General features: G+C 73.0%; 22 protein-coding genes and 1 riboswitch. Of the genes, 11 read left to right on the forward strand and 11 right to left on the reverse strand.

Annotated features, from left to right (window positions below):
* Nucleotides 1-161: 161 nt before the first annotated feature.
* Nucleotides 162-1115 (forward strand): radical SAM protein, encoded by a 954-nt coding sequence (locus tag AB0K05_RS38220; protein ID WP_271277554.1) that lies wholly within the window; start codon nucleotides 162-164, stop codon nucleotides 1113-1115.
* A gap of 45 nt (nucleotides 1116-1160) precedes the next feature.
* On the opposite strand, the gene AB0K05_RS38225 is transcribed toward AB0K05_RS38220, so the two are convergent.
* Complete coding sequence (locus tag AB0K05_RS38225) at nucleotides 1161-2348, reverse strand: Ig-like domain-containing protein (RefSeq protein ID WP_364235952.1); 1188 nt, start codon at nucleotides 2346-2348, stop codon at nucleotides 1161-1163.
* A gap of 171 nt (nucleotides 2349-2519) precedes the next feature.
* A complete protein-coding gene (locus AB0K05_RS38230; RefSeq protein WP_364236192.1) occupies nucleotides 2520-4691 on the reverse strand; it encodes an ATP-dependent RecD-like DNA helicase in 2172 nt (723 codons plus the stop codon).
* Between the two features lie 141 nt (nucleotides 4692-4832).
* A riboswitch (guanidine-III (ykkC-III) riboswitch) is annotated at nucleotides 4833-4898 on the forward strand.
* A gap of 32 nt (nucleotides 4899-4930) precedes the next feature.
* Here AB0K05_RS38230 and AB0K05_RS38235 point away from each other — a divergent pair.
* The 5 genes from AB0K05_RS38235 to AB0K05_RS38255 are packed head-to-tail and all read left to right on the forward strand — an operon-like array spanning nucleotide 4931 to nucleotide 9066.
* Nucleotides 4931-5245: an SMR family transporter gene (locus AB0K05_RS38235; protein ID WP_219546386.1), complete on the forward strand. Its 315-nt coding sequence runs from the start codon at nucleotides 4931-4933 to the stop codon at nucleotides 5243-5245.
* Between the two features lie 41 nt (nucleotides 5246-5286).
* The gene (locus AB0K05_RS38240) at nucleotides 5287-6267 is read left to right on the forward strand and encodes a hypothetical protein (protein WP_364235955.1); all 981 of its coding nucleotides are present in this window, start codon (nucleotides 5287-5289) and stop codon (nucleotides 6265-6267) included.
* 19 nt (nucleotides 6268-6286) lie between these two features.
* Nucleotides 6287-7636 carry a serine hydrolase domain-containing protein gene (locus AB0K05_RS38245; RefSeq protein WP_364235958.1) on the forward strand — a complete coding sequence of 450 codons (1350 nt, stop codon included), beginning with the start codon at nucleotides 6287-6289 and terminating at the stop codon, nucleotides 7634-7636.
* A gap of 52 nt (nucleotides 7637-7688) precedes the next feature.
* Nucleotides 7689-8171, forward strand: a complete 483-nt coding sequence (locus AB0K05_RS38250) for a hypothetical protein (RefSeq protein WP_364235961.1) — start codon at nucleotides 7689-7691, stop codon at nucleotides 8169-8171.
* Nucleotides 8155-9066, forward strand: coding sequence for an alpha/beta hydrolase (locus tag AB0K05_RS38255; protein ID WP_364235964.1), 912 nt, complete (start codon nucleotides 8155-8157; stop codon nucleotides 9064-9066). Before AB0K05_RS38250 ends, AB0K05_RS38255 begins: the two co-directional genes overlap by 17 nt.
* A gap of 18 nt (nucleotides 9067-9084) precedes the next feature.
* Here AB0K05_RS38255 and AB0K05_RS38260 read toward each other — a convergent pair whose 3' ends face one another.
* Entirely contained in the window at nucleotides 9085-9951 is an 867-nt protein-coding gene (locus AB0K05_RS38260; protein WP_364235967.1) for a hypothetical protein, read from the reverse strand.
* A 262-nt stretch (nucleotides 9952-10213) separates the two neighbouring features.
* Between AB0K05_RS38260 and rox the strand changes: the two genes are divergently transcribed.
* Nucleotides 10214-11680 carry a rifampin monooxygenase gene (rox, locus tag AB0K05_RS38265; protein ID WP_364235970.1) on the forward strand — a complete coding sequence of 489 codons (1467 nt, stop codon included), beginning with the start codon at nucleotides 10214-10216 and terminating at the stop codon, nucleotides 11678-11680.
* A gap of 36 nt (nucleotides 11681-11716) precedes the next feature.
* Here the strand turns inward: rox and AB0K05_RS38270 are convergent, their stop codons facing one another.
* Nucleotides 11717-12136 (reverse strand): SRPBCC family protein, encoded by a 420-nt coding sequence (locus tag AB0K05_RS38270; RefSeq protein ID WP_271277563.1) that lies wholly within the window; start codon nucleotides 12134-12136, stop codon nucleotides 11717-11719.
* Nucleotides 12137-12249: 113 nt separating this feature from the next.
* On the opposite strand from AB0K05_RS38270, the gene AB0K05_RS38275 reads away from it, so the two are divergent.
* Complete coding sequence (locus tag AB0K05_RS38275; RefSeq protein ID WP_271277564.1) at nucleotides 12250-12441, forward strand: hypothetical protein; 192 nt, start codon at nucleotides 12250-12252, stop codon at nucleotides 12439-12441.
* An 89-nt stretch (nucleotides 12442-12530) separates the two neighbouring features.
* Here AB0K05_RS38275 and AB0K05_RS38280 read toward each other — a convergent pair whose 3' ends face one another.
* Nucleotides 12531-12971: a pyridoxamine 5'-phosphate oxidase family protein gene (locus AB0K05_RS38280; protein ID WP_219546377.1), complete on the reverse strand. Its 441-nt coding sequence runs from the start codon at nucleotides 12969-12971 to the stop codon at nucleotides 12531-12533.
* 77 nt (nucleotides 12972-13048) lie between these two features.
* Nucleotides 13049-15340: an excinuclease ABC subunit UvrA gene (locus AB0K05_RS38285; RefSeq protein WP_364235974.1), complete on the reverse strand. Its 2292-nt coding sequence runs from the start codon at nucleotides 15338-15340 to the stop codon at nucleotides 13049-13051.
* 114 nt (nucleotides 15341-15454) lie between these two features.
* Here AB0K05_RS38285 and AB0K05_RS38290 point away from each other — a divergent pair, with 114 nt between their 5' ends.
* Entirely contained in the window at nucleotides 15455-16135 is a 681-nt protein-coding gene (locus AB0K05_RS38290; protein ID WP_364235977.1) for a MerR family transcriptional regulator, read from the forward strand.
* A gap of 8 nt (nucleotides 16136-16143) precedes the next feature.
* Here AB0K05_RS38290 and AB0K05_RS38295 read toward each other — a convergent pair whose 3' ends face one another.
* From AB0K05_RS38295 to AB0K05_RS38315, 5 genes are all read right to left on the reverse strand, one after another.
* On the reverse strand, nucleotides 16144-16548 hold the full coding sequence (locus AB0K05_RS38295) for a hypothetical protein (protein ID WP_364235979.1): 405 nt from the start codon (nucleotides 16546-16548) through the stop codon (nucleotides 16144-16146).
* A 2-nt stretch (nucleotides 16549-16550) separates the two neighbouring features.
* Nucleotides 16551-17084: a dihydrofolate reductase family protein gene (locus AB0K05_RS38300; protein ID WP_364235982.1), complete on the reverse strand. Its 534-nt coding sequence runs from the start codon at nucleotides 17082-17084 to the stop codon at nucleotides 16551-16553.
* Between the two features lie 102 nt (nucleotides 17085-17186).
* The gene (locus AB0K05_RS38305) at nucleotides 17187-17831 is read right to left on the reverse strand and encodes a response regulator transcription factor (protein ID WP_148031591.1); all 645 of its coding nucleotides are present in this window, start codon (nucleotides 17829-17831) and stop codon (nucleotides 17187-17189) included.
* Nucleotides 17822-18937, reverse strand: a complete 1116-nt coding sequence (locus AB0K05_RS38310; protein WP_364235986.1) for a histidine kinase — start codon at nucleotides 18935-18937, stop codon at nucleotides 17822-17824. The genes AB0K05_RS38305 and AB0K05_RS38310 overlap by 10 nt, the downstream gene beginning before the upstream one ends.
* On the reverse strand, nucleotides 18921-19538 hold the full coding sequence (locus AB0K05_RS38315) for a DedA family protein (RefSeq protein ID WP_364235989.1): 618 nt from the start codon (nucleotides 19536-19538) through the stop codon (nucleotides 18921-18923). The genes AB0K05_RS38310 and AB0K05_RS38315 overlap by 17 nt, the downstream gene beginning before the upstream one ends.
* Nucleotides 19539-19638: 100 nt before the next feature.
* Between AB0K05_RS38315 and AB0K05_RS38320 the strand changes: the two genes are divergently transcribed.
* Together AB0K05_RS38320 and AB0K05_RS38325 are read left to right on the forward strand one after the other, a co-directional pair.
* Nucleotides 19639-22362, forward strand: coding sequence for a DEAD/DEAH box helicase (locus AB0K05_RS38320; RefSeq protein WP_364235992.1), 2724 nt, complete (start codon nucleotides 19639-19641; stop codon nucleotides 22360-22362).
* Entirely contained in the window at nucleotides 22359-23537 is a 1179-nt protein-coding gene (locus tag AB0K05_RS38325; RefSeq protein ID WP_364235994.1) for a hypothetical protein, read from the forward strand. The genes AB0K05_RS38320 and AB0K05_RS38325 overlap by 4 nt, the downstream gene beginning before the upstream one ends.
* The last annotated feature ends 1 nt before the right edge of the window (nucleotide 23538 follow it).

A 23538-nucleotide genomic window follows, 5' to 3' on the forward strand; every position in this document is an offset into this window, starting at 1 on the left:
AGCAGCAGATCATGACCGCGCGAACAGCCACCAAGGCGAAGTCTCAGGAGACCATCGCCGCATAACCGAGTCTCCACGCTTTCAGGGGATGGACAGTGTGCGTCCGGGTGGGGTGGTGGGCCGGGTTGAAAAGGGTGTCGAATGCGTGTTCCACTTGGTCGGTGGGTTGGGACGCGCAGCCTCTGGTGGAGGCGGCCGATGAGCGGCCGCTGATTGAGCGGCGTGCCGTGGTGCGTGACGGTTTCTACGAGCTGCAGGCGCGTGTGGTGATCGAGCGGGTGGCGCGGACGGCGGGGATCGCGCAGCGGTGGGCGGTGTCGCCGTATCGGGGGTGTGTTCACGCGTGCCTGGGTTGTGGTGCGCGTGGGGGGCATCGGCGGCTGGGGCTGGACGCGGGGCGTGATTTCGACTCGCGGGTCGTGGTGAAGCCGAATGTGGTGGCGCGGTTGCGGGCGGAGCTGGCGCGGTGGGGTGGTGAGCCGCTGGCGGTGGGGGTGAGTGGTGACTGTTATCAGCCGGCGGAGGAGACGTACCGGTTGATGCCGGGGGTGGTGACGGCGCTGGCGGAGGCGGGGGTGCCGGCGACGGTTTATACGCGCAGTCCGCTGGTGTTGCGGGATGCGGCGTTGCTGGCGGAGTGCGGGGTGCGGGTGGCGGTGTCGATCGCGTTCGTCGACGAGCGGATCCGGCGGGCGGTGGAGCCGGGTGCGGTGGGGGCGCAGGCGCGGTTGGAGCTGGTGGCGTCGCTGGTGGAGGCGGGGGTGGATTGCCGGGTGTTGATGGGGCCGGTGCTGCCGTTGCTGAGTGATGGTTCTGATCAGCTGGCGGCGACGGTGCGGCGGATCGGGCAGGCGGGGGTGCGGTCGGTGGAGCCGGTGGTGTTGCGGCTGCCGGCGGGGACGCGGTCGTGGTTCGGGGCGTGGCTGGAGCAGGCGCATCCTGGGCTGGTGGCGCGTTATGAGGAGTTGTACGGGCGTGACGGGTTGCCCTCCCCCGCTTATGAGGAGCGGATTCTGGGGCAGATCGCGCAGTTGTGCCGGGTGTACGGGATGCGGTGCGGGCCGGGTGAGCCGGAGCCGCGTGATCCGTGGTTCGGGCAGTTGGCGCTGGTGTGACCGCTCCCCCGCGCGTGGGGTCGTGCGGGGGGTGTCAGGCCGGGCTCAGGTCTGGTTCTTGAGTGCGCTGCCTTGCTTCCACTGTTTGAAGGACATCTGCCAGAAGCCCCAGCCGTTGTTCCATTCGAGTTCGCGGTCGGTGCCCTTGATCTCGACGATGTCGCCGCGCTGGAAGTTGTCGTAGTACCACTTGGCCTGGTCGGGGCGGGCGTTGATGCAGCCGTGGCTGACGTTCTGGCGGCCCTGGGCCCAGACGTTGTTCTTGGCGTGGACGTATTCGCCGCTGTTGGAGATGCGGACGGCGTGGTCGACCATGACGTCGTAGTAGCCGGGGTCGCCCTTCTCGCGTCCTGGGGAGATCATGCGGACGGGGTTGACGCGTTCCATGGTGAGGTGGACGCCGCTGGTGGTGGTGTATTCGCGGGTGGTGGCCTTGCCGGCGCTGATGGCCATGGTCTGGACGCGTTTGCCGTTGCGGTAGACGTACATCATGTGCTTGGCGGCGTCGACCTTGCTGATGACCTTGTCGCCGATGTCGATGGCGTAGTCGTAGTTCTTCATGCCCCACAGGTCTTTGCCGGCCTTGACGCCGTCGAGGGCGGCGTTGAAGCTGACGGTCTGGTTGGGGGCCCAGTATTTGGCGGGGCGGTAGATGGCGTAGGAGTCGTCGATCCATCGCCAGGCGCCGTCGACGGGTTTTTCGGCTTCGACCGTCAGGGCGCGTTCGACGGCGGCCTTGTTGGCGACGGGCTGGTTGAACCTGACCATGATCGGCATGCCGATGCCGACGGTTTCGCCCTTGATGTTGGGGGTGACGTCGGTGATTTGCAGGACGCGGTCGGGTTTGCGGGTGGTGAAGGCGCTGGCGGCGGTGGCCGCGCCGGCGGTGGCGGCGACGTTGTAGTCGGTGGCCGGCTTGAGCGCGGTTTTGGAGACCCATTTGGTGCGGTCGGTGTTGAAGGTGCCTTCGAGCTGCTGGCCGCCGGTTTGGACGGTGACGTCGTCGAGGGTGCCGCCTTCGGCGGTGACGACGATGCGTTTGCCGGGGTTGACCTTGGTGCTGCCCTGGGCGGGGGTGATGGTGATGGTGGGGGGTTCGGGGGTGGCGGAGGTGGTGGCCTCGGAGGCTGCCGGGGTGGTGCCGCCGGCGGCGGAGCAGGAGGCGGTCAGGGTCGCGGCGGCGAGCAGGGCGACCCCTGTGGCGGTCTTCCTCCAGGGTGTTGTGATGGTCAAGTGAACCTCTCCCCACTTACATGCACTGCACTAAAAGACCTTAATGCTCCTGCATGTAAGACGAGCGTTGGTTTCGGAGAGTTCAGTCACATTTCGATCACTTCTGGCGGTGAGTCGCTGGTCAGCGCGCCGCCGGGTGGAGGGAAAAACTCGCGGCCGGGCCGTACGGGGTCAGTCGCGGCGGGTGAGGCGGTGGGTGAGGCCGGTGTGGCGGCGGCCGGCGCCGCGGGTGCGGACGGCCTGGGCCAGGGCGCGGCGGGAGCCGACGATGACGACGAGCTTCTTGGCGCGGGTGATGGCGGTGTAGAGGAGGTTGCGCTGCAGCATCATCCAGGCGCTGGTGGCCAGCGGGATGACCACGGCGGGGTATTCGCTGCCCTGGGAGCGGTGGATGGACACGGCGTAGGCGTGGGCGAGCTCGTCGAGTTCGTCGAAGGCGTAGTCGACGCGTTCGTCCTCGTCGGTCAGGACGGTGAGCGCGTGGTCGTCGGGCCGGATGTCGGCGACGACGCCGACGGTGCCGTTGAACACGCCGGCGGCGCCCTTGTCGTAGTTGTTGCGCAGCTGGGTGACCTTGTCGCCGACGCGGAAGACGCGGCCGCCGTGGCGGCGTTCGGGGGCGCCGTCGCGGGCGGGGGTGAGGGCTTCCTGCAGGGCGGCGTTGAGTGCGCCGGCGCCGGCCGCGCCGCGGTGCATCGGGGCCAGGACCTGGATGTCGCGGCGGGGGTCGAGGCCGAAGCGGCGCGGGATGCGGCGGGCGGCCACGTCGACGGTCAGGGCGGCGATGTCGTCGGGTTCCTCGCAGGGGAAGAGGAAGAAGTCGTCGAGGCCGGCGAGCTGGGGCTGCAGGCCGGAGTTGACGCGGTGGGCGTTGACGACGACGCCGGACTCGGCGGCCTGCCGGAACACCTGGGTGAGCCGTACGCGGGGGATGTCGGCGGCGGCGAGCAGGTCTTTGAGGACCTCGCCGGCGCCGACGGACGGCAGCTGGTCGACGTCGCCGACGAACAGCAGGTGGGCGCCGGGGGCGACGGCCTTGACGAGGCGGTTGGCGAGCAGCACGTCCAGCATGGAGGCTTCGTCGACGACGACGAGGTCGGCGTCCAGGGGGTTGTCGCGGTCGTAGGCGGCGTTGCCGCCGGGGCGCAGCTGCAGCAGCCGGTGGACGGTGGTGGCCTCGTGGCCGGTGAGCTCGGACAGGCGTTTGGCGGCGCGGCCGGTGGGGGCGGCGAGGATGACCTTGGCGCGTTTGGCGCGGGCCAGGGTGACGATGGAGCGGACGGTGAAGCTCTTGCCGCAGCCGGGGCCGCCGGTCAGCACGGCGACCTTGTGGGTGAGGGCCAGGCGGACGGCCTGGCGCTGCTCGCCGGCGAGGTCGGCGCCGGTGCGTTCGCGCAGCCAGGTCTCGGCCTTGGCCCAGTCGACGTCGGCGAACGCCTTGAGCCGGTCGTGGCCGTGGTGCAGGAGGGCGAGCAGGGAGCCGGCCAGCGACTGCTCGGCCCGGTGGAAGGGCGGCAGGTAGACGGCGGGGACGTCGTTGTCGCCGGCGGGCACCTGCTCGCGGACGACGCCTTCGGCGGCGGCGAGCTCTTCCAGGCAGGTGGCGGTGAGCGGGGCGGGCACGTCGAGGATCTTGACGGCGTCGGCGGTCAGGTTGGGGGCGGGCAGGTAGCAGTGGCCGTCGTCGGCGGCCTGGGACAGGGTGTAGCGCAGTCCGGCCTTGACGCGTTCGGGGCTGTCGTGCGGGATGCCGACGGCCTGGGCGATGGTGTCGGCGGTCTTGAAGCCGATCCCCCACACGTCGTCGGCCAGCCGGTACGGTTCGGTGCGCACGACTTCGACGCTGCGTTCGCCGTACTGCTTGAAGATGCGCACGGCGATGGAGGTGGACACGCCGACGCCCTGGAGGAACACCATCACCTCTTTGATGATCTTCTGTTCTTCCCAGGCGTCGGCGATCATGCGGGTGCGTTTGGGGCCGAGGCCGGGCACTTCGGTCAGGCGGGCGGGTTCCTTCTCGATGACGTCGAGGGTGGCGGTGCCGAAGTGGTCGACGATCCGTTCGGCCATTTTGGGGCCGATGCCTTTGATGAGGCCGGAGCCGAGGTAGCGGCGGATGCCCTGGACGGTGGCGGGCAGGACGGTGGTGTAGGACCAGACCTCGAACTGGCGGCCGTAGCGGGGGTGGGAGGTCCAGCGGCCGGTCAGCCGGAGCGACTCCCCCACCTGGGCGCCGAGCAGGGGGCCGACGACGGTGAGCAGTTCGGTGGCGGAGCGGCCGGTGGTGACGCGCGCGATGGTGTAGCCGCTGTCCTCGTCGGCGTAGGTGATGCGTTCGAGCACGGCGTTCAGGTTGGTGCCGACGTCTTTGGAGCCGCCGTCCCGGCTCTCTTCAGGCCTGCCCACACGGAGGAGACTAGGACAGATCTTCACCGCCGCGACACCTCCCCCGGCGCGGCGGGGGGCGGCTGGTAGCGTGGCGGGTGGCTGCCCGCTGCGGGTCACGCCCCGGACGAGCGCGTCGTACCCGGCATGACAAGACGACGTGGACCTTGGTCTGTTCTCCTGCGGAGGTGCGTGTCGTGGCGTGGATCGTGCTGGTCGTGTCCGGGGTGCTGGAAGCGGTGTGGGCGGCGGCTCTGGCTTCGTCGCAGGGGTTGTCGCGGTTGCGTCCCGCGCTGCTGTTCGTGGCGGCGCTGGCGGTCAGCATGGCGGGGCTGGGGTACGCGCTGCGGACGATCCCGGTCGGCACGGGTTACGCGGTGTGGGTGGGGATCGGCGCGGTCTGCACCGCGGTGTACGGGATGGTGTTCCTCGGTGAGGCGGTCACGGCCGCCCGGCTGGTGTGCCTGATGCTGATCGTCGCGGGTGTGGTGGGGCTGAGGTTGGTGTCCTGACGGGATCTCCCGCGGACTGCCTGGGGAGGGCGGGAGGTGCCATGGGCGGAGGGCGGGGCGTCGGCGTGGCGCTGCTGACGGCGATGCTGGTGGTGGTGACGGCCGCCGGCTGTTCCGGGCGGACGCCGGAGCGGCCGTCGGCCGCGCCCACCGCCGTCCCCACCGCCGCTCCCCCGCCGGACGGCTGCGCGGGCGGGCCGCGGCTCGCGGAGGGGCGGCACACGATCGAGTTCGGCGGGCTGGAGCGGGTGTTCCTGCTGGCGCTGCCCGAGGGGGACGGCCCGCATCCGGTGCTGCTGAACCTGCACGGGCTGGGTTCCAGCGCGCGTGAGCAGGCCGCCTACAGCCGGCTGCCGCGGGTGGGCGCCGAGCGCGGCTACGTCGTGGCCACCCCGCAGGTGGCCAAGGGCAGGCTCGCCTGGACGCTGCCGAACGGGTTCGGGCCCGACGACACCGGGTTCCTGGGGGCGCTGCTGGACCGGCTGGAGCAGGAGTTGTGCGTGGACCGGCGGCGCCAGTTCGCGGCCGGGCTGTCGTACGGGGGCGGGATGGCGGCGGCGCTGGCGTGCTCGATGGATGGGCGGCTGGCCGGAGTGGCGGCGGTGGCCGGGCTGAGCCTGGTGCGGCCGTGCCCGGAGCCGCCGCCGGTGACGCTGGTGTCCTTCCACGGCACCGCCGACCGGACCGTCCCGTACGGGGGCGGGCATCCGCTGCGGGACGCCACCGGTGACCTGCGCAAGCTGGCCGACATGGTGAAGCTGCCGCCGGTGCGCCGGAGCGCCGAGGGGTGGGCGGAGGCGCTCGGCTGCCCGGAGCCGCGGGTGAGCTCTCCCGTACGGTCGGTCGAGCTGCGTGCGTGGGACGGGTGCGCGGCGGGGGCGGACGTCCGGTTGTACACGGTCGGCGGCGGCGGTCACACCTGGCCGGGGCCCATCGAGGTGCCGCGGCTGGGCGCCACGGCGCGGGGGCTGGACGCCAGCGCGCTGATCCTGGACGCCTTCGACGCCGCCGAGCCGCGCTGACCCCCTAGGCTTGCTGTTCATGACTCAGGTGGGACAGGTGACGGCCCGCGCGCTGATGCGCCGCCTGGCCGTCGAACAGAGCGAGTCGCGGATCCCCTCGATCATGGCGGCGGTGGTGCGTGAGGGGCAGGTGGCCTGGCAGGGCGGTCGCGGCCGGACGGCCGGTCCGCCGGGAGGCGAGCCGACGCCGGGCACGCAGTACCGGCTGGGGTCGATCACCAAGAGCATGGTGGCGGTGGTCGTCATGCGGATGCGTGACGAGGGCCTGCTCGATCTGGCCGATCCGGTCGGTAAGCATCTGCCGGGGGTGCGGGCCGGGGAGGCCACGGTCGCGCAGCTGCTGTCGCACACGGGCGGGCTGACGGCCGAGCCGCCGACCGACTGGTGGGAGCGCACGCCGGGCGTGGAGGCGGGCGAGCTGCTGGGCAGGCTCGGGCCGGCGCATGTCAAGCATCGGCCGGGGCGGCGCTACCACTACTCCAATCTCGGTTACGGGCTGCTCGGCGAGCTGGTCGCCCGGCTGCGGGGGGTGCCGTGGCTGGAGGCGGTGCGGGAGGAGGTGCTGGAGCCGCTCGGCATGGGTGACACGACGCCGCGGCCGCGGCCGCCGCACGCCGTCGGTTACGCCGTCCATCCGTACGCCGACGTGCTGCTGGCCGAGCCGGAGCATGATCATGGGGCGATGGGGCCGGCGGGGCAGCTGTGGTCGACGGCCGGTGATCTGGCGCGGTGGGCGGCGTTCGTGGCCGGTGACACCGGCGGGGTGCTGGCGGAGGGCACGCTGGCGGAGATGCGGGAGCCGGCGACGGTCGACGACGGTGACGCCTGGACCGGCGGTTACGGGCTCGGGCTGCAGCTGACGCGGCATGCCGGGCGCCGGTTGGCCGGGCACACCGGGTCGATGCCGGGGTTCCTGGCGACGGTGTGGGCCGATCCGGCCGCCGCGACGGGGGTGCTGTTCCTGGCCAACGCCACGTCGGGGGTGGGGCGGACGTTGCTGTTCGATCTGCTCGACATCCTGGAGGAGCATGAGCCGCGGATGCCGCGGGAGTGGGTGCCGGGTGCCGCCGACCCGGATCTGCTGGCGCTGACCGGGTTGTGGCACTGGGGTCCGGCGCCGTACACGCTGCGGCTGCTGCCCGATCGGGGGCTGGCGCTGGGGCCGGTGTCCGGTGGCGGGCGGGCGTCGCGGTTCGTGCCGCAGGACGACGGCACGTGGCTGGGGCTGGACGGTTACTACGCGGGCGAGACGTTGCGGGTGGGGCCGGATCATCTGGATCTGAACACGTTCGTGTTCACGCGTGAGCCGTACGATCCGGGGGCGCCGGTGCCGGGTGGTGTCGGGGACTGGCACACCCCCACCACTTGACGTCAGACGTAAAGTACTTGCTATGGTACGTCAAGTAGTGGCGGGAGGTGGCGTGACCCACGACGAGCAAGGCGCGCTCGAACAGGACATCCTCCGGCTGGTCAGCAGCAGACTGCTCGACCCGCTGGAGATCCTGCTCGGCGACGGCGCGTCGGGGGCCCTGGAAGAGCTGCGCGCGAAGGCGCGGCACGACGCCGCCACCTGGGCGGCCGACCTGCTCGGGCCCGACCGGCCGCGCGCCGTCCACACCGGCGCGCGGCTGATCGCGGTCCTCTACCCCGGCGACGCCGCCTTCGACCCGCCGCTCGAGTGGTGGCGCACCCCTCTGGGCCGGGCGATCGCCCGGCGCGTCGGCCATCCCTCCGCCGACCGCGTCCCGTACGCGGTCGCCGGGGCGATGCTCGGCATCACCCGCCAGGGCGTCCACGACCTGGTGCGGCGCGGGAAGCTCCAGCAGCACCCGGACGGGGGTGTCGCCACGCGCTCGGTCCGCGAACGACTCGACCCCGGAGGGGCGCATGGAGACCATCCTTGACGGCGACATCCCGATCGCCGTCCACGACCACGGCGGCGACGGCCCGCCGCTGCTGCTGCTCCACGGAGCCGGCGGCAACCTCCTCAACTGGCGGCAGGTGGCCCCCCATCTGAGCGGGGTGCGCGCGGTGGCGGTCGACCTGCGCGGCCACGGCCGCTCCGGCGACGGCCCGTGGACGTGGAAGGCCGTCCTGGACGACCTGGAACACGTCGTGGCCGCGCTCGGCCTCGGCGAGCCCGCCGTGGCGGGCCACAGCCTGGGCGGCATGCTCGCCGGCCTGTGGGCCGCCCGCCACCCCGCCTGCCCCGCCGCCGTCAGCCTCGACGGCCACCGCGCCGCCGAGACCCACCCCGCCAACTACGCCGGCCTGGACGCCGGGCAGGTGACGGCCGGCCTGGCCACGCTGCACGAGATGTTCAGCCGGCAGGCCGAGGCGGCGGCCGCGCCGATGACCGCCGCGCAGGCCGAGACCTTCCTCGACGGGCAGCGCGCCTTCGCCGCCGCCCAGAACGCCGACCCCGACGAGTGGGAGGAGTCGGTGCGGCGCAACCTGCGCCCCCACGACGGCGGCTTCCTGCTGCGGCCCGGCCCCGGCGTCACCTCCGCGCTGCGCGAACTGCCCGAGTTCGCCGACGCGCTGCCCGTCTTCCGCCGCCTCACCGGCCCGTTCCTCATCGTCAACGCCACCCGCAACCCGCCCGTCCCGCCGCCCCTGGTCCCGCTCATGGACGCCTACCGGGCCGGGCTGCGCCGCGACCTCGCCGCCCTGGCCGCCGAACGGCCCGCCATCGAGGTCCGCGAGATCGACGCCGGGCACGGCATGGTCGCCGAACGGCCCGCCGAGGTCGCCGCCCTCATCACCGGCTTCGTCCACCGCCACAGCAGGGCCGCCTGACCCTCCGGTCGTCGCCCCTCATGCCGGACGGGCCCGCTCCGCGGCCACGACGCGGGCGGACTCGGCGCGGGTCGCGTCGCGGACGGTGAGCAGATCGCCGTCCGCGGCCAGGACGGTGACGATCGCCCGGCCAGCAACGGTGACACGGTGGGACGTCCCGGGATCCGGCGGCCGGGAGGCGGCCAGATCCTGCCTGCGGACGGTGGAGACCGGCGCGCCCGCGGGGTCGAGGTCGTGGCGGATCCGGGTGCGGCACCGGTGCCGCGCGAGGGTCCGCCACGGGTAGGGGTCGCCGGTCACATCGGGCCCGGATCCGTCCCGGGGCGGCGGGGCCGTACGCTCGCGCAGGACAGGCCAGTCCATCGACGGGACGTAACCGGAGGGCAGCGCCGCCGCGTCCTCGCGCAGCCCCGCGGGGCGCGCGTGCAGTGCCGGGTCGAAGACGTCGCGCAGCGGCCAGAACCGTAACAGCACGTGGGCCTGCCGGGGGTCCTCCCAGAAGTCGCCGTCGCCGCCCCTGGCCGGGGGCACGCGATGAGCGCGCACACCGTACAGGAAGCAGGGCGGACCCAGCACGAGCGCGCCGAGGGAACGCTCGCCCTCGTCGTCGCCCATCGTCACGATGCCGCCGGCGCTCAGGTAGGCGCTCTCCCCCGCCGCCGTCCACGGGGCGGGGGCGGGCGGCGGGTCGGAGTCCCAGATTTCCAGGCGGACGTCCGCTCTGCCGTGGCGGACGCCGCTCTCGACGCGCATCCAGCCGCCCGCGGTCTCCAGGACGCCGTCGGACAGCGACGGGCCTTCCACGACGCCGTACAGGTCGTCGAGCTGGAAACCGCCGTGATAGGTGTCCACGGTGTCCCTGAACGATCGCAGCGTCATGGCCATGGTCTCTCCGCTTCCCGCGGGGATTCGCCCGCGGACAGTGATCCTAGGAACCGCGGCCGACAGTTCCGGCCCATCGGGAAAGGGTTGGACGGGAGGGTGCCCGGGCTTGTAGTTTGCGGCTGACCGTGACGCCGCCCGAGGAGGTGAGACCCATGAACGCTGTAGCGATGTGGGTGCTCCCCCTTCCCTTCACGGCCGGGCGACCGAGGTAGGGGCCGCCGGGAGCGCCTCGCTGACAAGGCACTCCCGAAAGGCGACACCTATGCACTCTCAGCAGGTCACCGGCGCCGGGCGCGCGCCCCTCACCCACGATGTGATCATCGCCGGGTGCGGGCCGACCGGCGCGATGCTGGCCGCCGAGCTGCGGCTGCACGACGTACGGGTACTCGTCCTGGACAAGAGGACCGAGCCCGCGTCGTTCGTCCGCGTCGTCGGTCTGCACATGCGCAGTCTCGAACTGATGGCGATGCGCGGACTGCTGGACCGCGTCCTCCCGCACGGGCGGCAGCGTCCGGCCGGCGGTTTCTTCGCCGCCATCCCCAAACCCCCGCCCCAGGGCCTGGATTCCGCCTACGCCTATCTGCTGGGCATCCCGCAGCCGGTCATCGAGCGCCTGCTCGAGGAGCACGCGGCCGCACGGGGCGCGCAGGTCCGGCGCGGTCGCGCGGTGGCCGGATTCGAGCAGGACGACGAGGGCGTGACCGTCGAGCTGGCCGGCGGGGAACGGCTGCGTTCGCGCTACCTCGTCGGCTGTGACGGCGCGCGCAGCACTGTGCGCAAACTGCTCGGCGTCGGCTTCCCCGGCGAGCCCTCGCGGACCGAGACGCTGATGGGCGAGATGGAAGTGGGCGTGCCGCGGGAGGAGATCGCCGCCAAGGTGGCCGAGGTCGGCCAGACCCACCGGCCGTTCTGGCTCCGGCCCTTCGGCGAACCCGTCTACAGCGTCGTGGTGCCCGCCGCGGGAGCCGGCGACCGCGCGGAACCGCCCACCCTGGAGGATTTCCGGCAGCAGTTGCGCGCCATCGCCGGAACCGACTTCGGCGTGCACTCCCCGCGCTGGATGTCCCGCTTCGGGGACGCCACCCGGCTGGCCGAACGCTACCGCGTCGGGCGGGTGCTCCTGGCCGGCGACGCCGCGCACATCCATCCGCCCATCGGCGGGCAGGGCCTCAACCTGGGCGTCCAGGACGCGTTCAACCTCGGCTGGAAACTGGCCGCACAGATCCGCGGCTGGGCCCCAGGAACACTGCTGGACACCTACCAGGCCGAACGTCACCCGGTCGCCGCGGACGTGCTGGACAACACCCGCGCCCAGATGGAACTGCTGTCCCCCGAACCGGGCCCGCGGGCCGTGCGCAGGCTGCTCACCGAACTGATGGACTTCGACGAGGTGAACCGCCATCTGACCGAGAAGATCACCGCGATCGGCGTCCGCTACGACTTCGGCGAAGGGCCCGGCCTGCTCGGCCGCCGCCTGCCCGACGTCGAGGTGAAGAACGGCCGCCTCTACGCTCTGCTGCACCGCGGCCGCGGCCTGCTGCTGGACCGCACCGGACGCCTGACCGCCGGCGGCTGGGCGGACCGGGTCGATCACCTCGCGGACGCCTCCGCGGGCGTGGACGTCCCGTGCGTCCTGCTACGCCCCGACGGCCACGTCGCCTGGATCGGCGACGACCAGCAGGACCTGGACCACCACCTGTCCCGCTGGTTCGGCGAGCCCGCCACCTGAACACCGGCCGGTGGTGAGCCGTCAGGGCCGGGGTCGTCAGGTGAGCAGCCGGGCCAGCCGGCGCAGCGACAACCGGGCCAGCGCGTTCACCACCGGCCGGGCCACCGGCCACAGCAGCCACCCCACCGGCCCCAGCGGAGGCCGCAGCCGCTCGGCCCAGATCACCCGGCTGCCGCCCGCGCACGCCCGCACCCGGATCACCCCGTCGCCGCGCACCAGCCGCCCCACATGCCGCATCTCCACCACGTGGGGCGGCTCCCACCGGGTGATCGTCATCACGTCCAGGAAACCCAGCCGGCCGATCCCGGTGAACGCCTCCACCCGGTCGCCGGCCTCCCACGCCGACGTCAGCACCATCCACTCCCGGTGCCGCGGCCAGTCCGTCACGAGCGCGAACACCCGCTCCGGCGGCGCCGGCACGAACACCCGCGCGGCCGCGTACACGTGACAGGTCACCTCAGAGGTCCTGCCCCGCGCTCACCGGCTCGAACATCCGCGCCGGTTCACCGCCTCGACGACGGGCGCCACGCCATCCTCCGCCGCGACCCGGACCGACAGGGCCCGGGCCGATGGGCCGGGTCGGTGACCGCGGTGGTGAGCGCGGCGGCCAGCCGTGCGGGCGTCAGGCGGCGCCACGGGATCGCGGCCGGCGCCACGCCCAGCGCCGCCAGCCCGGCGGCACAGAACGGCTGCCGGACGCCGCCAAGGAGGCGAGCATCCTGTACGCCTTCGCCCAGGGCATCGTGAACAGGGCATCGTGAACGCCACCCTGGTCGGCCACTACACCCCCGAAGAGGTCACCGCGTCGCTCGACTACCACCTGGCGCGGCTCCGCGTGCGGTGACGCCTGCTAGGCGTCCAGCCACTCGCCGTCACGCATGAGGTCGCGGCCCGCCAGCTCGTCCTCCTCCCGCCACGCCTGCACCCAGACCGGGCGGATCCGGAAATACAGGTACGGGGACGAGAGCGCGCGAGGGTCGAAGCCGGTCTTGGCGGCGAACGCGTCACCCGTCGCCTCCGGCAGCTCCTGCGGCCGGACCGCCTCGGCCGTCCCCTCGATGAGCACCACGTCGCGCGTCAGCCCCACGCCGACGCGCACCCGGCCGTCGGCCACCAGGTTGCGCGCCGTCGGCGTCCGCGCCGCCGTGGAGATCAGCAGCGTCTCACCGTCCCACAGGAACGACAGCGGCACCATGCACGGCCCCTCCCCCGCCGTGGCCACCCACGCGTCCACGTCCTTCTCCAGCCGGGACAGGGTGTCCTTCAACCGTTCCGCCGGCGTACGAGGCATTCTCGAGTCCTTTGCTGTCACATGTGGCACTGATGCGGTCACCACCATGACACGCCCCGGAGGGAGAACGTGACGCGCTACCGGCCCACGTAGGCGCGCAGGTGGCGGGCCGTCAGCGTGTCGCCCGAGTCCACCAGGTCGGCGGGCGTGCCCGCGAAGACCACCCGGCCGCCGTCGTGACCGGCGCCCGGCCCCAGGTCGACGATCCAGTCGGCGTGCGCCATCACCGCCTGGTGGTGCTCGATCACGATCACCGTGTTGCCGTCGTCCACCAGCCGGTCCAGCAGGCCCAGCAGATGGTCGACGTCCGCCAGGTGCAGGCCCGTCGTCGGCTCGTCCAGCACGTAGGTGGAGCCGTTCCTGGCCATGTGCACCGCCAGCTTCAGGCGCTGCCGCTCACCGCCCGACAGCGTCGTCAGCGGCTGGCCCAGGCCCAGATAGCCCAGCCCGACCGCCTCCAGCCGGTCCAGGATGACCTTGGCCGGGCCGCTGGTGAAGAACCCGGCCGCCTCGGCCACCGGCATCTCCAGCACCTCGCTGATGTTCTTGCCGCGCAACCGGTAGGCCAGCACCTGCGGCGTGAACCGCCTGCCCTCGCACTCCTCGCACACCGTCGCCACCCCGGCCATCATCGCCAGGTCGGTGTAGATCAGGCCGATGCCCTTGCACGCCTGGCAGGCCCCCTCGGAATTGGCCGAGAACAGCGCCGGCTTGACCCCGTTGGCCTTGGCGAACGCCGCCCGGATCGGGTCGAGCAGCCCCGTGTACGTGGCCGGATTGCTCCGCCGCGACCCGCGGATCGGCGACTGGTCGGCCACCACCACGCCCTCGCGGCCGGCGACGTAACCGTGGATGAGCGAGCTCTTGCCCGACCCGGCCACCCCGGTGACCACGGTCAGCACCCCCAGCGGGAGGTCGGCGTCCACACCTTGCAGGTTGTGCAGGGTCGCGCCGCGGATCGGCAGCCACCCGGCCGGCTCGCGCACCTTCTCCCGCAGCGTCACCCGGTGGTCCAGGTAGCGGCCGGTGAGGGTGCCGGAGGCGCGCAGCCCCTCCAGGTCGCCGGCGTAGCAGAGCGTGCCGCCCTGCGCGCCGGCGCCCGGCCCCAGGTCGGCCACGAAGTCGGCGATGGCGATCATCTCCGGCTTGTGCTCCACCACCAGCACGGTGTTGCCCTTGTCGCGCAGTTTGATCAGCAGCTCGTTCATCCGCTGGATGTCGTGCGGGTGCAGCCCGGCGGTCGGCTCGTCGAAGACGTAGGTGGCGTCGCTCAGGCTGGAGTTGAGGTGGCGGACCATCTTGACCCGCTGCGCCTCGCCGCCGGACAGCGTGCCCGACTCCCGGTCCAGGCTCAGATAGCCCAGCCCGATCTCCACCAGCGAGTCGAGCGTGGCCCGCAGGTTGTCCAGCACCGGGCCCACCGCGGGGTCGCCGATGCCGCGCAGGAAGCCGGCCAGGTCGTTGATCTGCATGGCCGAGCACTCGGCGATGTCGCGCCCGCCGATCCGCGCCGAGCGGGCCGCCTCGTTGATCCGGGTGCCGTCGCAGGCCTGGCAGCGCATCAGCTTGACCGCCCGGTCGGCGAACGCGCGGGCCTGCCCCTTCAGCGACTCGCGGTCCTTGCCCAGGTACTGCTTGCGCACCCGGACCACGAGCCCCTCGTAGGTGAGGTTGCTGGAGCCGACCTTCACCTTGGTGGTCGGCTTGTGCAGGAAGTCCTCCCACTGCTGGGGGGTGAAGTCCTTCAGCTTGACCGCCGGGTCGTAGAAGCCCGAGTTCGCCATCACCTGCCAGTACCACGAGTCGACCGGGAACCCGGGCGCCTTGATCGCGCCCTCGTTCAGCGACAGCTCCCGGTCCACCAGCTCGTCCACGTCGATGTCGGTGATCTGGCCCAGGCCCTCGCACTCGGGGCACATGCCCTGCGGGGTGTTGAAGCTGAAGGCGTAGGCCGGGCCCACGTGCGGGGTGCCGATCCGGCTGAAGACGATCCGCAGCATCGTGTACGTGTCGGTCGCGGTGCCGACCGTGGAGCGGGCGTTGGCGCCCATCCGCTCCTGGTCGACGATGATCGCCGCGCTCAGGTTGTGCAGCGCGTCCACGTCCGGCCGGTTCAGCGGCGGCATGAACCCCTGGATGAACGCGGTGTACGTCTCGTTGATCAGCCGCCGCGACTCGGCGGCGATGGTGTCGAAGACCAGCGACGACTTGCCGGAGCCGGACACCCCGGTGAACACGCTGAGCCGCCGCTTCGGGATGTCGAGGGAGATCCCGGCCAGGTTGTTCTCCCGGGCGCCGCGCACCTGGATGTGGTCGTGGCCGTCGGCGGCGCGGTAATCAGACTTTCGTAGATCGTCGGCGATAGTCATGCCATCAAGTCTGTCATTGAAGTTGCAAGTGTAAGGTTTCACGGTCGTGGCCTGGAGGAGGCGTCGATAACCTTAAAGTGCGACGTAACCCCTGTTTGTGGAAGGCGGGCGCCCGTGCGGCCCATCGATCTGGCGCGCGCCGCGGGCCTGTCGACCCAGCAGATCCGCAACTACGCCGACGACGGCGTCCTGCCGCCCACCCCGCGCACGCCCGCCGGCTACCGCCGCTTCGACGCCCGCCACCGGCAGGCGCTGCTCACCTACCGGGCGCTGGCCGCCGGCCACGGCTGGGACGCCGCCCGCCAGATCATGCGGGCCGTGCACGCCGGCGACGTGCCGCGCGCCCTCGAACTCGTCGACGCCGGCCACGCCGAGCTGCACGGCCGGCGCGCGGCCCTGGAGTCGGCAGGGCGGGCGCTGGAGACGGCGGGCCACGAGGAAGGAGCCTTCCGGGGCAGCCTGCGCATCGGCGAGGTCGCCGCCCGGCTGGGGGTGCGGACCTCGGCCCTGCGCGTGTGGGAGTCGGCGGGGCTGCTGGCGCCCCGCCGCGACCCGGCCACCGGCTACCGCCTCTACGGGCCGGCCGACGTCCGCGACGCACGGATGATCTTCATGCTGCGGCAGGCCCGCCACCCGTTCCCGCAGATCAGGCCCGTCCTCGACGGGCTGCGCCGCACCGGCAGCAGCGACGCCCTGCGCGCCGCCATCGCCCGCCGCCGCCAGGAGCTGACCGAGCGCGCCACCGCCATGCTGGCGGCCGCCGCACGCCTGCACGAGTATCTTTCCGGCGGTTGAGACCCGGTCTATCGGGACGCGCCGCCGGTGAAAGGCGGCTCGCCCTCCTTCAGCGGGCGGAAACGCAGCGCCGACCACGTCTCGTCCACCGCCACCTGGCCGTTCGGGCGCAGACCGAACTCGCCCACGATGGGCCAGAGCGTGTCACGGTTGACGTCGGACTTGCCGCCCTTCGGATAGGCGACCCAGAGCACCGGCGGGCCGGTCAGCCGGTCGCGCTGCCCGTCCAGCAGGCCGCGGGCCGAGGCCGCGTCGGCGGCGAAGAACACCCCCACCGCAGCCTCGCCCAGGTCCTCGACGTAGTCCGCGCCCTCCGGCAGGGGGCCGACGAGCGGCCGGTGCTCCCCCGCGGAGATCCACACGGTGCCGCCCGGCTTGACGAGCAGCTTCTCTGCGACGGTCTTGGCGGCCATGGTCAGGCCCTCCCGTAGGTCAGGTCCAGCACGCCGGTGCCGAACGTCTCGGACTTGGTGAGCTTGAGCGGGATGTGCCCCGCGCCCTCCTCGAACAGCCTCTGCCCGCTGCCGACGACCACCGGGTGCACCAGCAGGTGCAGCTCGTCCAGCAGGCCCTCCTGCAGCAGCGACACCACCAGGGTGGGGCTGCCGCTCATGCCCAGGTCGCCGCCCGGCCCCTCCTTGAGCGCGGCCACGTCACCGGCGGCGATCACCGTGGTGTTCTGCCAGGCGGGGTCGGTGAGCGTGGAGGAGACCACGTACTTGGCGCGGCCGTTCATCATGGCGGCCAGCGGGTCGTCCGGATCCTGGTGAGGCCAGTGGGAGGCGAACGTCTCGTAGGTGTTGCGGCCCAGCAGCATGGCCTCGCAGCGCCGCATGAGCGTGTCGACCGACCGGCCCATGTCCTCGTCGTAGTACGGGAAATGCCACTTCTCCGGCGACTCCACGACGCCGTCGAGCGAGATGAACAGCCCTGCGACGATCTTCCGCATCGTTGACTCCTCGTTTCGGGGTGTGGCTCCACCGTCCCACCGACAAATAAATTTGTCAAGGCGGGCCGCAGGTCACCTAGGAGGGTGATACGTCCAGAAAAATCAGGAACCGAGGAAGCGGAGCACCGCCAGCATCCGCCGGCTGTAACCGGTGACGTGCGACAGGTCCAGCTTGTCGAACAGCGCGTTCACGTGCTTCTCCACCGCGCTCTGCGACACGTGCAGCGCCTGCGCGATCGAGGCGTTCGTCAGCCCCTGCGCCATCAGTTCCAGCACCTCGCGCTCCCGCGCCGTCAGCCTGGCCAGCGGATCCACCTGACTGGTGCGGGCCAGCAACTGCCGCACCACCTCGGGATCGAACGCCGCGCCGCCCGCGCCCACCCGCTCCAGCGCGTCCAGGAAGTCGGCGACCTGCGCCACCCGGTCCTTCAGCAGGTAACCGACGCCCGACACGTCCGAGCTCATCAGCTCGGTCGCGTACCGCTTCTCCACGTACTGCGACAGCACCAGCACCTTCACCCCCGGCCAGCGCCGCCTGATCTCCAGGGCCGCGCGCAGCCCCTCGTCGGTGTGCGTCGGCGGCATCCGCACGTCCACCACCACCGCGTCCGGCAGATGCGCGGCCACCGCCGCCACCAGCGCCTCACCGTCGCCCACCGCCGCCGGCACCTCGTGCCCCTCCTCCAGCAGCAGCCGGACCAGGCCCTCGCGCAGCAGCGTCGAATCCTCCGCCAGGATCACCCGCACGGCAGCTCCGCCCTGATCACCGTCGGCCCGCCGGGCGGGCTGTCCACCGCGAAACCGCCGTCCAGCGCAGCCACCCGGCGCCGCAGCCCCGACAGCCCGCCACCGGACGCGCCCGCGCCGCCCACCCCGTCGTCACGCACCGACACCACCAGCGCCGCAGCCTCCATCCGCAGCGCGACCTCGACCCGACCGGCCCCGGCGTGCTTGTTGGCGTTCGTGACGGCCTCGCTCACCACGAAGTACGCCGCCGTCTCCACCGCGGGCGGCGGCCGCCCCGGCAGGTCACACGCCACGGTGACCGGCACCTCGGACCGCTCGGCCACCCCGGCCAGCGCCTCCTGCAGCCCGAGCGCGTCCAGCCCGCTCGGATACACCCGCCAGGCCACCTCCCGCAGCTCGCCCAGCGCCTGCTGCGCCTCGACGTGCGCCTGGTCCATCAGAGCCGGATGGCCGCGCCGCGCCCGGCCGATCAGCATCGACAGCGCCACCAGCCGCTGCTGCAGCCCGTCGTGCAGGTCACGCTCGATCCGGCGCCGCTCGGAGTCGACCGCCGCCACGATGCCGGCCCGGCTCTCCGACAGCTGGACGATCCGGCGCTCCAGCGCCTCGGTACGGTCGGGGCCCAGCATCCGAACGGCCAGCCGCCGCTCCAGCACGTGCACCCCCGCCAGTCCCGTCAGCGCGAGGAACAGCAGCACGCCGCCCAGCGTGAAGGTGTAGAGCCCCAGCGGCACCGAACGCGACATCCCGTCGTACGCCTCGTCCAGGACCCACGCCCAGGCCAACTGGCCCGCCTGCCAGGCGCCGAACACCAGCAGCACGAGCACCAGCGCGCCGAGCAGCCCCAGCGGCACCCGCGCGGCCAGGAACAGCCGCGCCCGCGAGCCGTCCCCGCCCGCGTCCGGGGGATCCAGGCTCGCGCGGTCCAGGACGGCGGGATCCAGCAGCAGGCGGCGCGCCTCCCACCGGGCCAGCCACCGCGCGGCCCCGGCCGTGCCGCCCGCGAACGGCAGCGTCACCAGCAGGAACACCGCCTCCACCGGCGCGGTCAGCGCACCCAGCACGACCGCGCCGAGCACCCGCGCCCCCTCAGCGGCGAAGCGCATGGCGTCCCTTGCGCCGCTCGCTCAGCCGCACCACCACGAAGACCACCACCGCGAGCAGGACCAGGCCGAGCACCACCTTGGAGGCCACCCCCATGTACGTCTCGACCAGACGCCACTGCTTGCCCAGGTAGTAGCCGGCCAGCACGAAGGTGGTGTTCCAGATGCCGCTGCCGGCCGCCGTGAGCAGAGTGAACTGCAGCACCGGCATCCGCTCCACCCCGGCGGGCACCGAGATCAGACTGCGGAAAATCGGAATGAACCGGCCGAAGAACACCGTCGCCTTGCCGTGCTTGAGGAACCACGACTCCGTCTTCTCGATGTCGGAGACCTTCACCAGCGGCATCTTCGCGGCGATCGCCAGCACCCGCTCGCGACCGAGCAGCGCGCCCACCCAGTAGAGCGCCAGCGCGCCGACGACCGAACCGACCGTGGTCCAGACGAGAGCGTCGACCAGGCCCATGTTGCCCCGGCTGGCCGTGAAGCCCGCAAGCGGCAGGATCACCTCACTCGGAATCGGCGGGAACAGGTTCTCCGCCGCCACCGCCACACCTGCTCCAGGCGCGCCCAGGAGCTCCATCAACTGCACAACCCAATCAACCATGCGCCAAGGGTACGGAAGATCGGGTGGTCCCGTTGATGAGGCGGGCTTCCGTGTTCAGGTGTGGGAAACCACACCCCCGCGTACCGTACACTGTACGGTTGTGACAGGCGGACAGGAATCGGTACGGAACGCGGTCGTCTTCGAGCCCGGCGAACCTCCCAGAGCGGGCCACATGGCCTTCCTCGGACCGGCGGGCGCGGACACCGTCACCGTCGCCGAACCCTATGACGAGGGCATCCGCGTACGCGAGGCGGCCGCCACCAGGACGCCCGTGGCCGAGGCCGTCGCCGCCCTGGCCAGAGCCCGCACCGATGCCTCGGCCCACCCCGCGGCCCGCTTCTGGGGCGCGGCGGCGCTGGTGGCGCTCCAGCTGGTCACCCGCGGCCGCATCCGCCCCACGGTGACCGCGGCCGGCCACGACGCCTGGCGCGCCGGACCCTTCGACGCCGCCGACGTCCAGCGCATCCGCGAACTCGCCGACGCCATGCCGGCCTCCGCCCGCGCCGTCCCCCTCGGCGAGGACCACGGCGACGCCGGACCCGTGCTGGCCGACGCCGAGACGCTGGTGCGGGCGTTCCTGGACGCCGTGGCCGACGGCATGCCGCGCTCACCCGGCGCCGTCAAGGCGACCGGCACCACCGCGTTCGCCGCCGTACGCCCCGTCAAGGTGCCGAAGCTGCGCCGCTGGGCCGAGGACGTCTCCGCCGACCTCGACGCCGGCGTGCGGGTGTCCCTGCGGATCGAGGCCGACGACGTGGCCGCGGGCGAGTACCGCGCCGTGGTGCAGGTGCACAGCCTGGCCGGCCCGTCGCTCGTGGTGGACGCCGCCGACCTGTGGCAGGGCCGCGACCCCGGGTTCGGCGGCCGGGCCAGGATCGAGACGACCATCGCCCTGCGCCGGGCCGCCCGCGCCTGGCCCCGCCTGGCGGCGCTGCTCGACAGCCCCGTCCCCGACGAACTGCCGCTGACCGACGAGGACGTCGGCGACCTGCTGGCCGGAGCCGCCGAACGGCTCACCGCCGCCGGGACCGAGGTCCACTGGCCGCGCTCCCTCGTACGCGGACTGAGCGCCCGCGCCGCGATCGGCGAGCGCGACGCGGCCCCGTCCGACCTGCCCTCGTTCCTCGGCGGCCACCACCTGGTCGCCTTCGACTGGCAGCTCGCCCTCGGCGGCGAGCGGCTCACCGCCGCCGAGATGGACCACCTCGCCGAGACGCACCGGCCCGTCGTACGGCTGCGCGACCAGTGGGTGCTCATCGACCCCGACCTGGCGCGCAAGGCACGCCTGCGCGAGCTCAAGCCGCTCACCCCCGTGGACGCGCTCGCCGCCGCGCTCACCGGCACCGTCGAGGCCGACGGCGAACAGGTGCCGGTCGAACCCGGCGCGTGGCTGAGCGAGCTGCGCGACCGGCTGGCCGAACCGGAGGACCTCGCCCCGCCGCCCGGCCTGGCCGCCACACTCCGCGACTACCAGCTGCAGGGCCTGCGCTGGCTGGCCAGGATGACCTCGCTCGGGCTCGGCGCCTGCCTGGCCGACGACATGGGCCTGGGCAAGACCATCACCCTCATCGCCCTGCACGTGCACCGCGGCGGCGGGCCCACGCTCGTCGTGTGCCCGGCGTCGCTGCTGGGCAACTGGGAGCGGGAGATCACCAGGTTCGCCCCCGGCGTGCCGGTACGCCGCTACCACGGCTCCGCCCGCACCCTGGCCGACGAAGGATTCGTGCTCACCACGTACGCCACCATGCGGCGCGACGCCGCCCGCCTGGCCGCCCACCCGTGGGACCTGGTCGTCGCCGACGAGGCCCAGCACGTCAAGAACCCCGCCTCCGGCACCGCCGGGGCGCTGCGCGAGATCCCCGCCGCCGCCCGCGTCGCCCTCACCGGCACCCCCGTCGAGAACAACCTGTCGGAGCTGTGGGCCATCCTCGACTGGACCACGCCCGGCCTGCTCGGCACGCTGCCCCGGTTCCGCGCCCGCTGGGCCGGGCCGATCGAGTCCGGCGACACCGGGACCGCCGACCGGCTGTCGCGGCTGGTGCGGCCGTTCCTGCTGCGCCGCCGCAAGTCCGACCCCGGCATCGCGCCCGAGCTGCCGCCCAAGACCGAGACCGACCGGCCGGTCGCCCTCACCACCGAGCAGGCCGGCCTGTACGAGGCCGTCGTGCGCGAGATGATGACGCGGATCGAGGGCGCCGGCGGCATGGCCAGGCGCGGCCTGATCGTCAAACTGCTCACCGGGCTCAAACAGATCTGCAACCACCCCGCCCAGTATCTGCACGAGACCGCGCCCCGGCTGACCGGCCGCTCCGGCAAGCTCGAACTGCTCGACGAACTGGTCGACACCATCGTCGCCGAGGACGGCGCGGTGCTGGTCTTCACCCAGTACGTGACCATGGCCAGGCTGATCGCCCACCACCTGGCCGCCCGCGGCGTCCCCAGCCAGCTGCTGCACGGCGGCACCCCGGTCGCCCGCCGCGAGGAGATGGTCCGCCGCTTCCAGGACGGCGAGACGCCGGTGTTCCTGCTGTCGCTCAAAGCCGCCGGCACCGGGCTCAACCTCACCCGCGCCGACCACGTCATCCACTACGACCGCTGGTGGAACCCCGCCGTCGAGGACCAGGCCACCGACCGCGCCCACCGCATCGGCCAGACCAGGCCCGTCCAGGTCCACCGGCTGATCACCGAAGGCACCATCGAGGACCGGATCGCCCTGATGCTCGCCGCCAAACGCCAACTCGCCGACGCCGTGCTCGCCTCCGGCGAAGCGGCCCTGACCGAACTGACCGACGCCGAGCTCGCCACCCTCGTGGAGCTGAGATGACCGCCGCCCGCGGCTTCCCCGCCTTCCCCCGCCAGCGCGCCGGCGCCCGCTTCGCCACCACCTGGTGGGGCCAGGCCTGGCTCAAGGCCCTCGCCGACACCTCGCTCGACCAGGGGCTCCTCCAGCGGGGCCGCGCCTACGCCAAGACCGGGCAGCTCGGGCCCATCACCGTCAGCCCCGGGCGGCTCGCCGCCGTCGCCGAGCACGAGCACGACACGGTCGTGCGGGTCGAGCAGCTCTCCGACGCCGCATGGGACCGCTTCCTGGACCAGGTGGCGGCCAAGGCCGGGCACATCGCCGCCCTGCTCGACCGCGACATGCCGCACGACCTGGTACGGGCCGCCGAGGCCGCCGGCGTGCCGCTGCTGCCCGCCGTCGGCGACCTGGAACCGGAATGCTCATGCCCCGACTGGGCGTGCCGGCACGCGGCCGCCCTCTGCTACCAGGCCTCCTGGCTCCTCGACGCCGACCCCTTCGTCCTGCTGCTGCTACGCGGCCGGGGCGAGCAGGAGCTGATCGAGGCGCTCCACCAACGAGACATCCCGGGCACGACGGGCGCGCGGAGCGAGAGCGCCGAGGGCGCTGAGGGCGCGGCGGGCGCTGGCGGCGCGGCGGGCGCGCGGGCCGGGACGCTGCCGGGCACGCCCGCGCGCGAGGCGTTCGCGCGCGGGGTGCCCCCGCTGCCCGAGCCGCCCCCGCTGGACGCCCCCCACGCGCCGCTCGGGCTGGAGCCCGCCCCCGGCGTGGACGTGGCCGCGCTGGAGGTGCTGGCCGCCTCCGCCGCCTCCCGGGCGCGCGACCTGCTCGTCTCCGGCCGCCTGCCGGCCCTGACCGAACACCAGGACCGGGTACGGATGAGCGCCGCGTTCGGCCTCGACCTCGGCCTCGACGCCCAGGTGGCGGCCTGGCGACACGGCGGACCCGCCGGGCTGGAGGCGCTGGAGACGGCGTGGACCCCCGCCCGGCAGGACCTCGCCAGGGCGCGGGCCATGCTGGACGCGGCCTGGGAGGGCGAGCCGCCCGCCGGGGTGGAGTCGGCCCGCAACCGCTGGACCATCGGCGACCGCCAGCTCAGATACGGCAGGGACGGCCGGTGGTACCCCTTCGAGCGGCGCGGCGACACCTGGTGGCCCGCCGGCCCGCCCGCCCGCGACCCGGCCGCGCTGCTCGGCTGAC

The sequence above is a fragment of the Nonomuraea sp. NPDC049486 genome (assembly GCF_040676925.1).
GTDB classification, from domain to species: Bacteria; Actinomycetota; Actinomycetes; order Streptosporangiales; family Streptosporangiaceae; genus Nonomuraea; species Nonomuraea ferruginea.

Excerpts from the sequence above, each read along its gene's own strand:
- AB0K05_RS38295 (WP_364235979.1), bottom strand. The coding sequence starts at position 16,548 with ATGGCCGCCAAGACCGTCGCAGAGAAGCTGCTCGTCAAGCCGGGCGGC.
- AB0K05_RS38280 (WP_219546377.1), bottom strand. The coding sequence starts at position 12,971 with ATGCCTCGTACGCCGGCGGAACGGTTGAAGGACACCCTGTCCCGGCTG.
- AB0K05_RS38245 (WP_364235958.1), top strand. The coding sequence starts at position 6,287 with ATGACTCAGGTGGGACAGGTGACGGCCCGCGCGCTGATGCGCCGCCTG.
- AB0K05_RS38260 (WP_364235967.1), bottom strand. The coding sequence starts at position 9,951 with ATGGCCATGACGCTGCGATCGTTCAGGGACACCGTGGACACCTATCAC.
- AB0K05_RS38285 (WP_364235974.1), bottom strand. The coding sequence starts at position 15,340 with ATGACTATCGCCGACGATCTACGAAAGTCTGATTACCGCGCCGCCGAC.
- AB0K05_RS38255 (WP_364235964.1), top strand. The coding sequence starts at position 8,155 with ATGGAGACCATCCTTGACGGCGACATCCCGATCGCCGTCCACGACCAC.
- AB0K05_RS38240 (WP_364235955.1), top strand. The coding sequence starts at position 5,287 with ATGGGCGGAGGGCGGGGCGTCGGCGTGGCGCTGCTGACGGCGATGCTG.
- AB0K05_RS38325 (WP_364235994.1), top strand. The coding sequence starts at position 22,359 with ATGACCGCCGCCCGCGGCTTCCCCGCCTTCCCCCGCCAGCGCGCCGGC.
- AB0K05_RS38315 (WP_364235989.1), bottom strand. The coding sequence starts at position 19,538 with ATGGTTGATTGGGTTGTGCAGTTGATGGAGCTCCTGGGCGCGCCTGGA.
- rox (WP_364235970.1), top strand. The coding sequence starts at position 10,214 with ATGCACTCTCAGCAGGTCACCGGCGCCGGGCGCGCGCCCCTCACCCAC.
- AB0K05_RS38310 (WP_364235986.1), bottom strand. The coding sequence starts at position 18,937 with ATGCGCTTCGCCGCTGAGGGGGCGCGGGTGCTCGGCGCGGTCGTGCTG.
- AB0K05_RS38275 (WP_271277564.1), top strand. The coding sequence starts at position 12,250 with ATGGGCCGGGTCGGTGACCGCGGTGGTGAGCGCGGCGGCCAGCCGTGC.
- AB0K05_RS38300 (WP_364235982.1), bottom strand. The coding sequence starts at position 17,084 with ATGCGGAAGATCGTCGCAGGGCTGTTCATCTCGCTCGACGGCGTCGTG.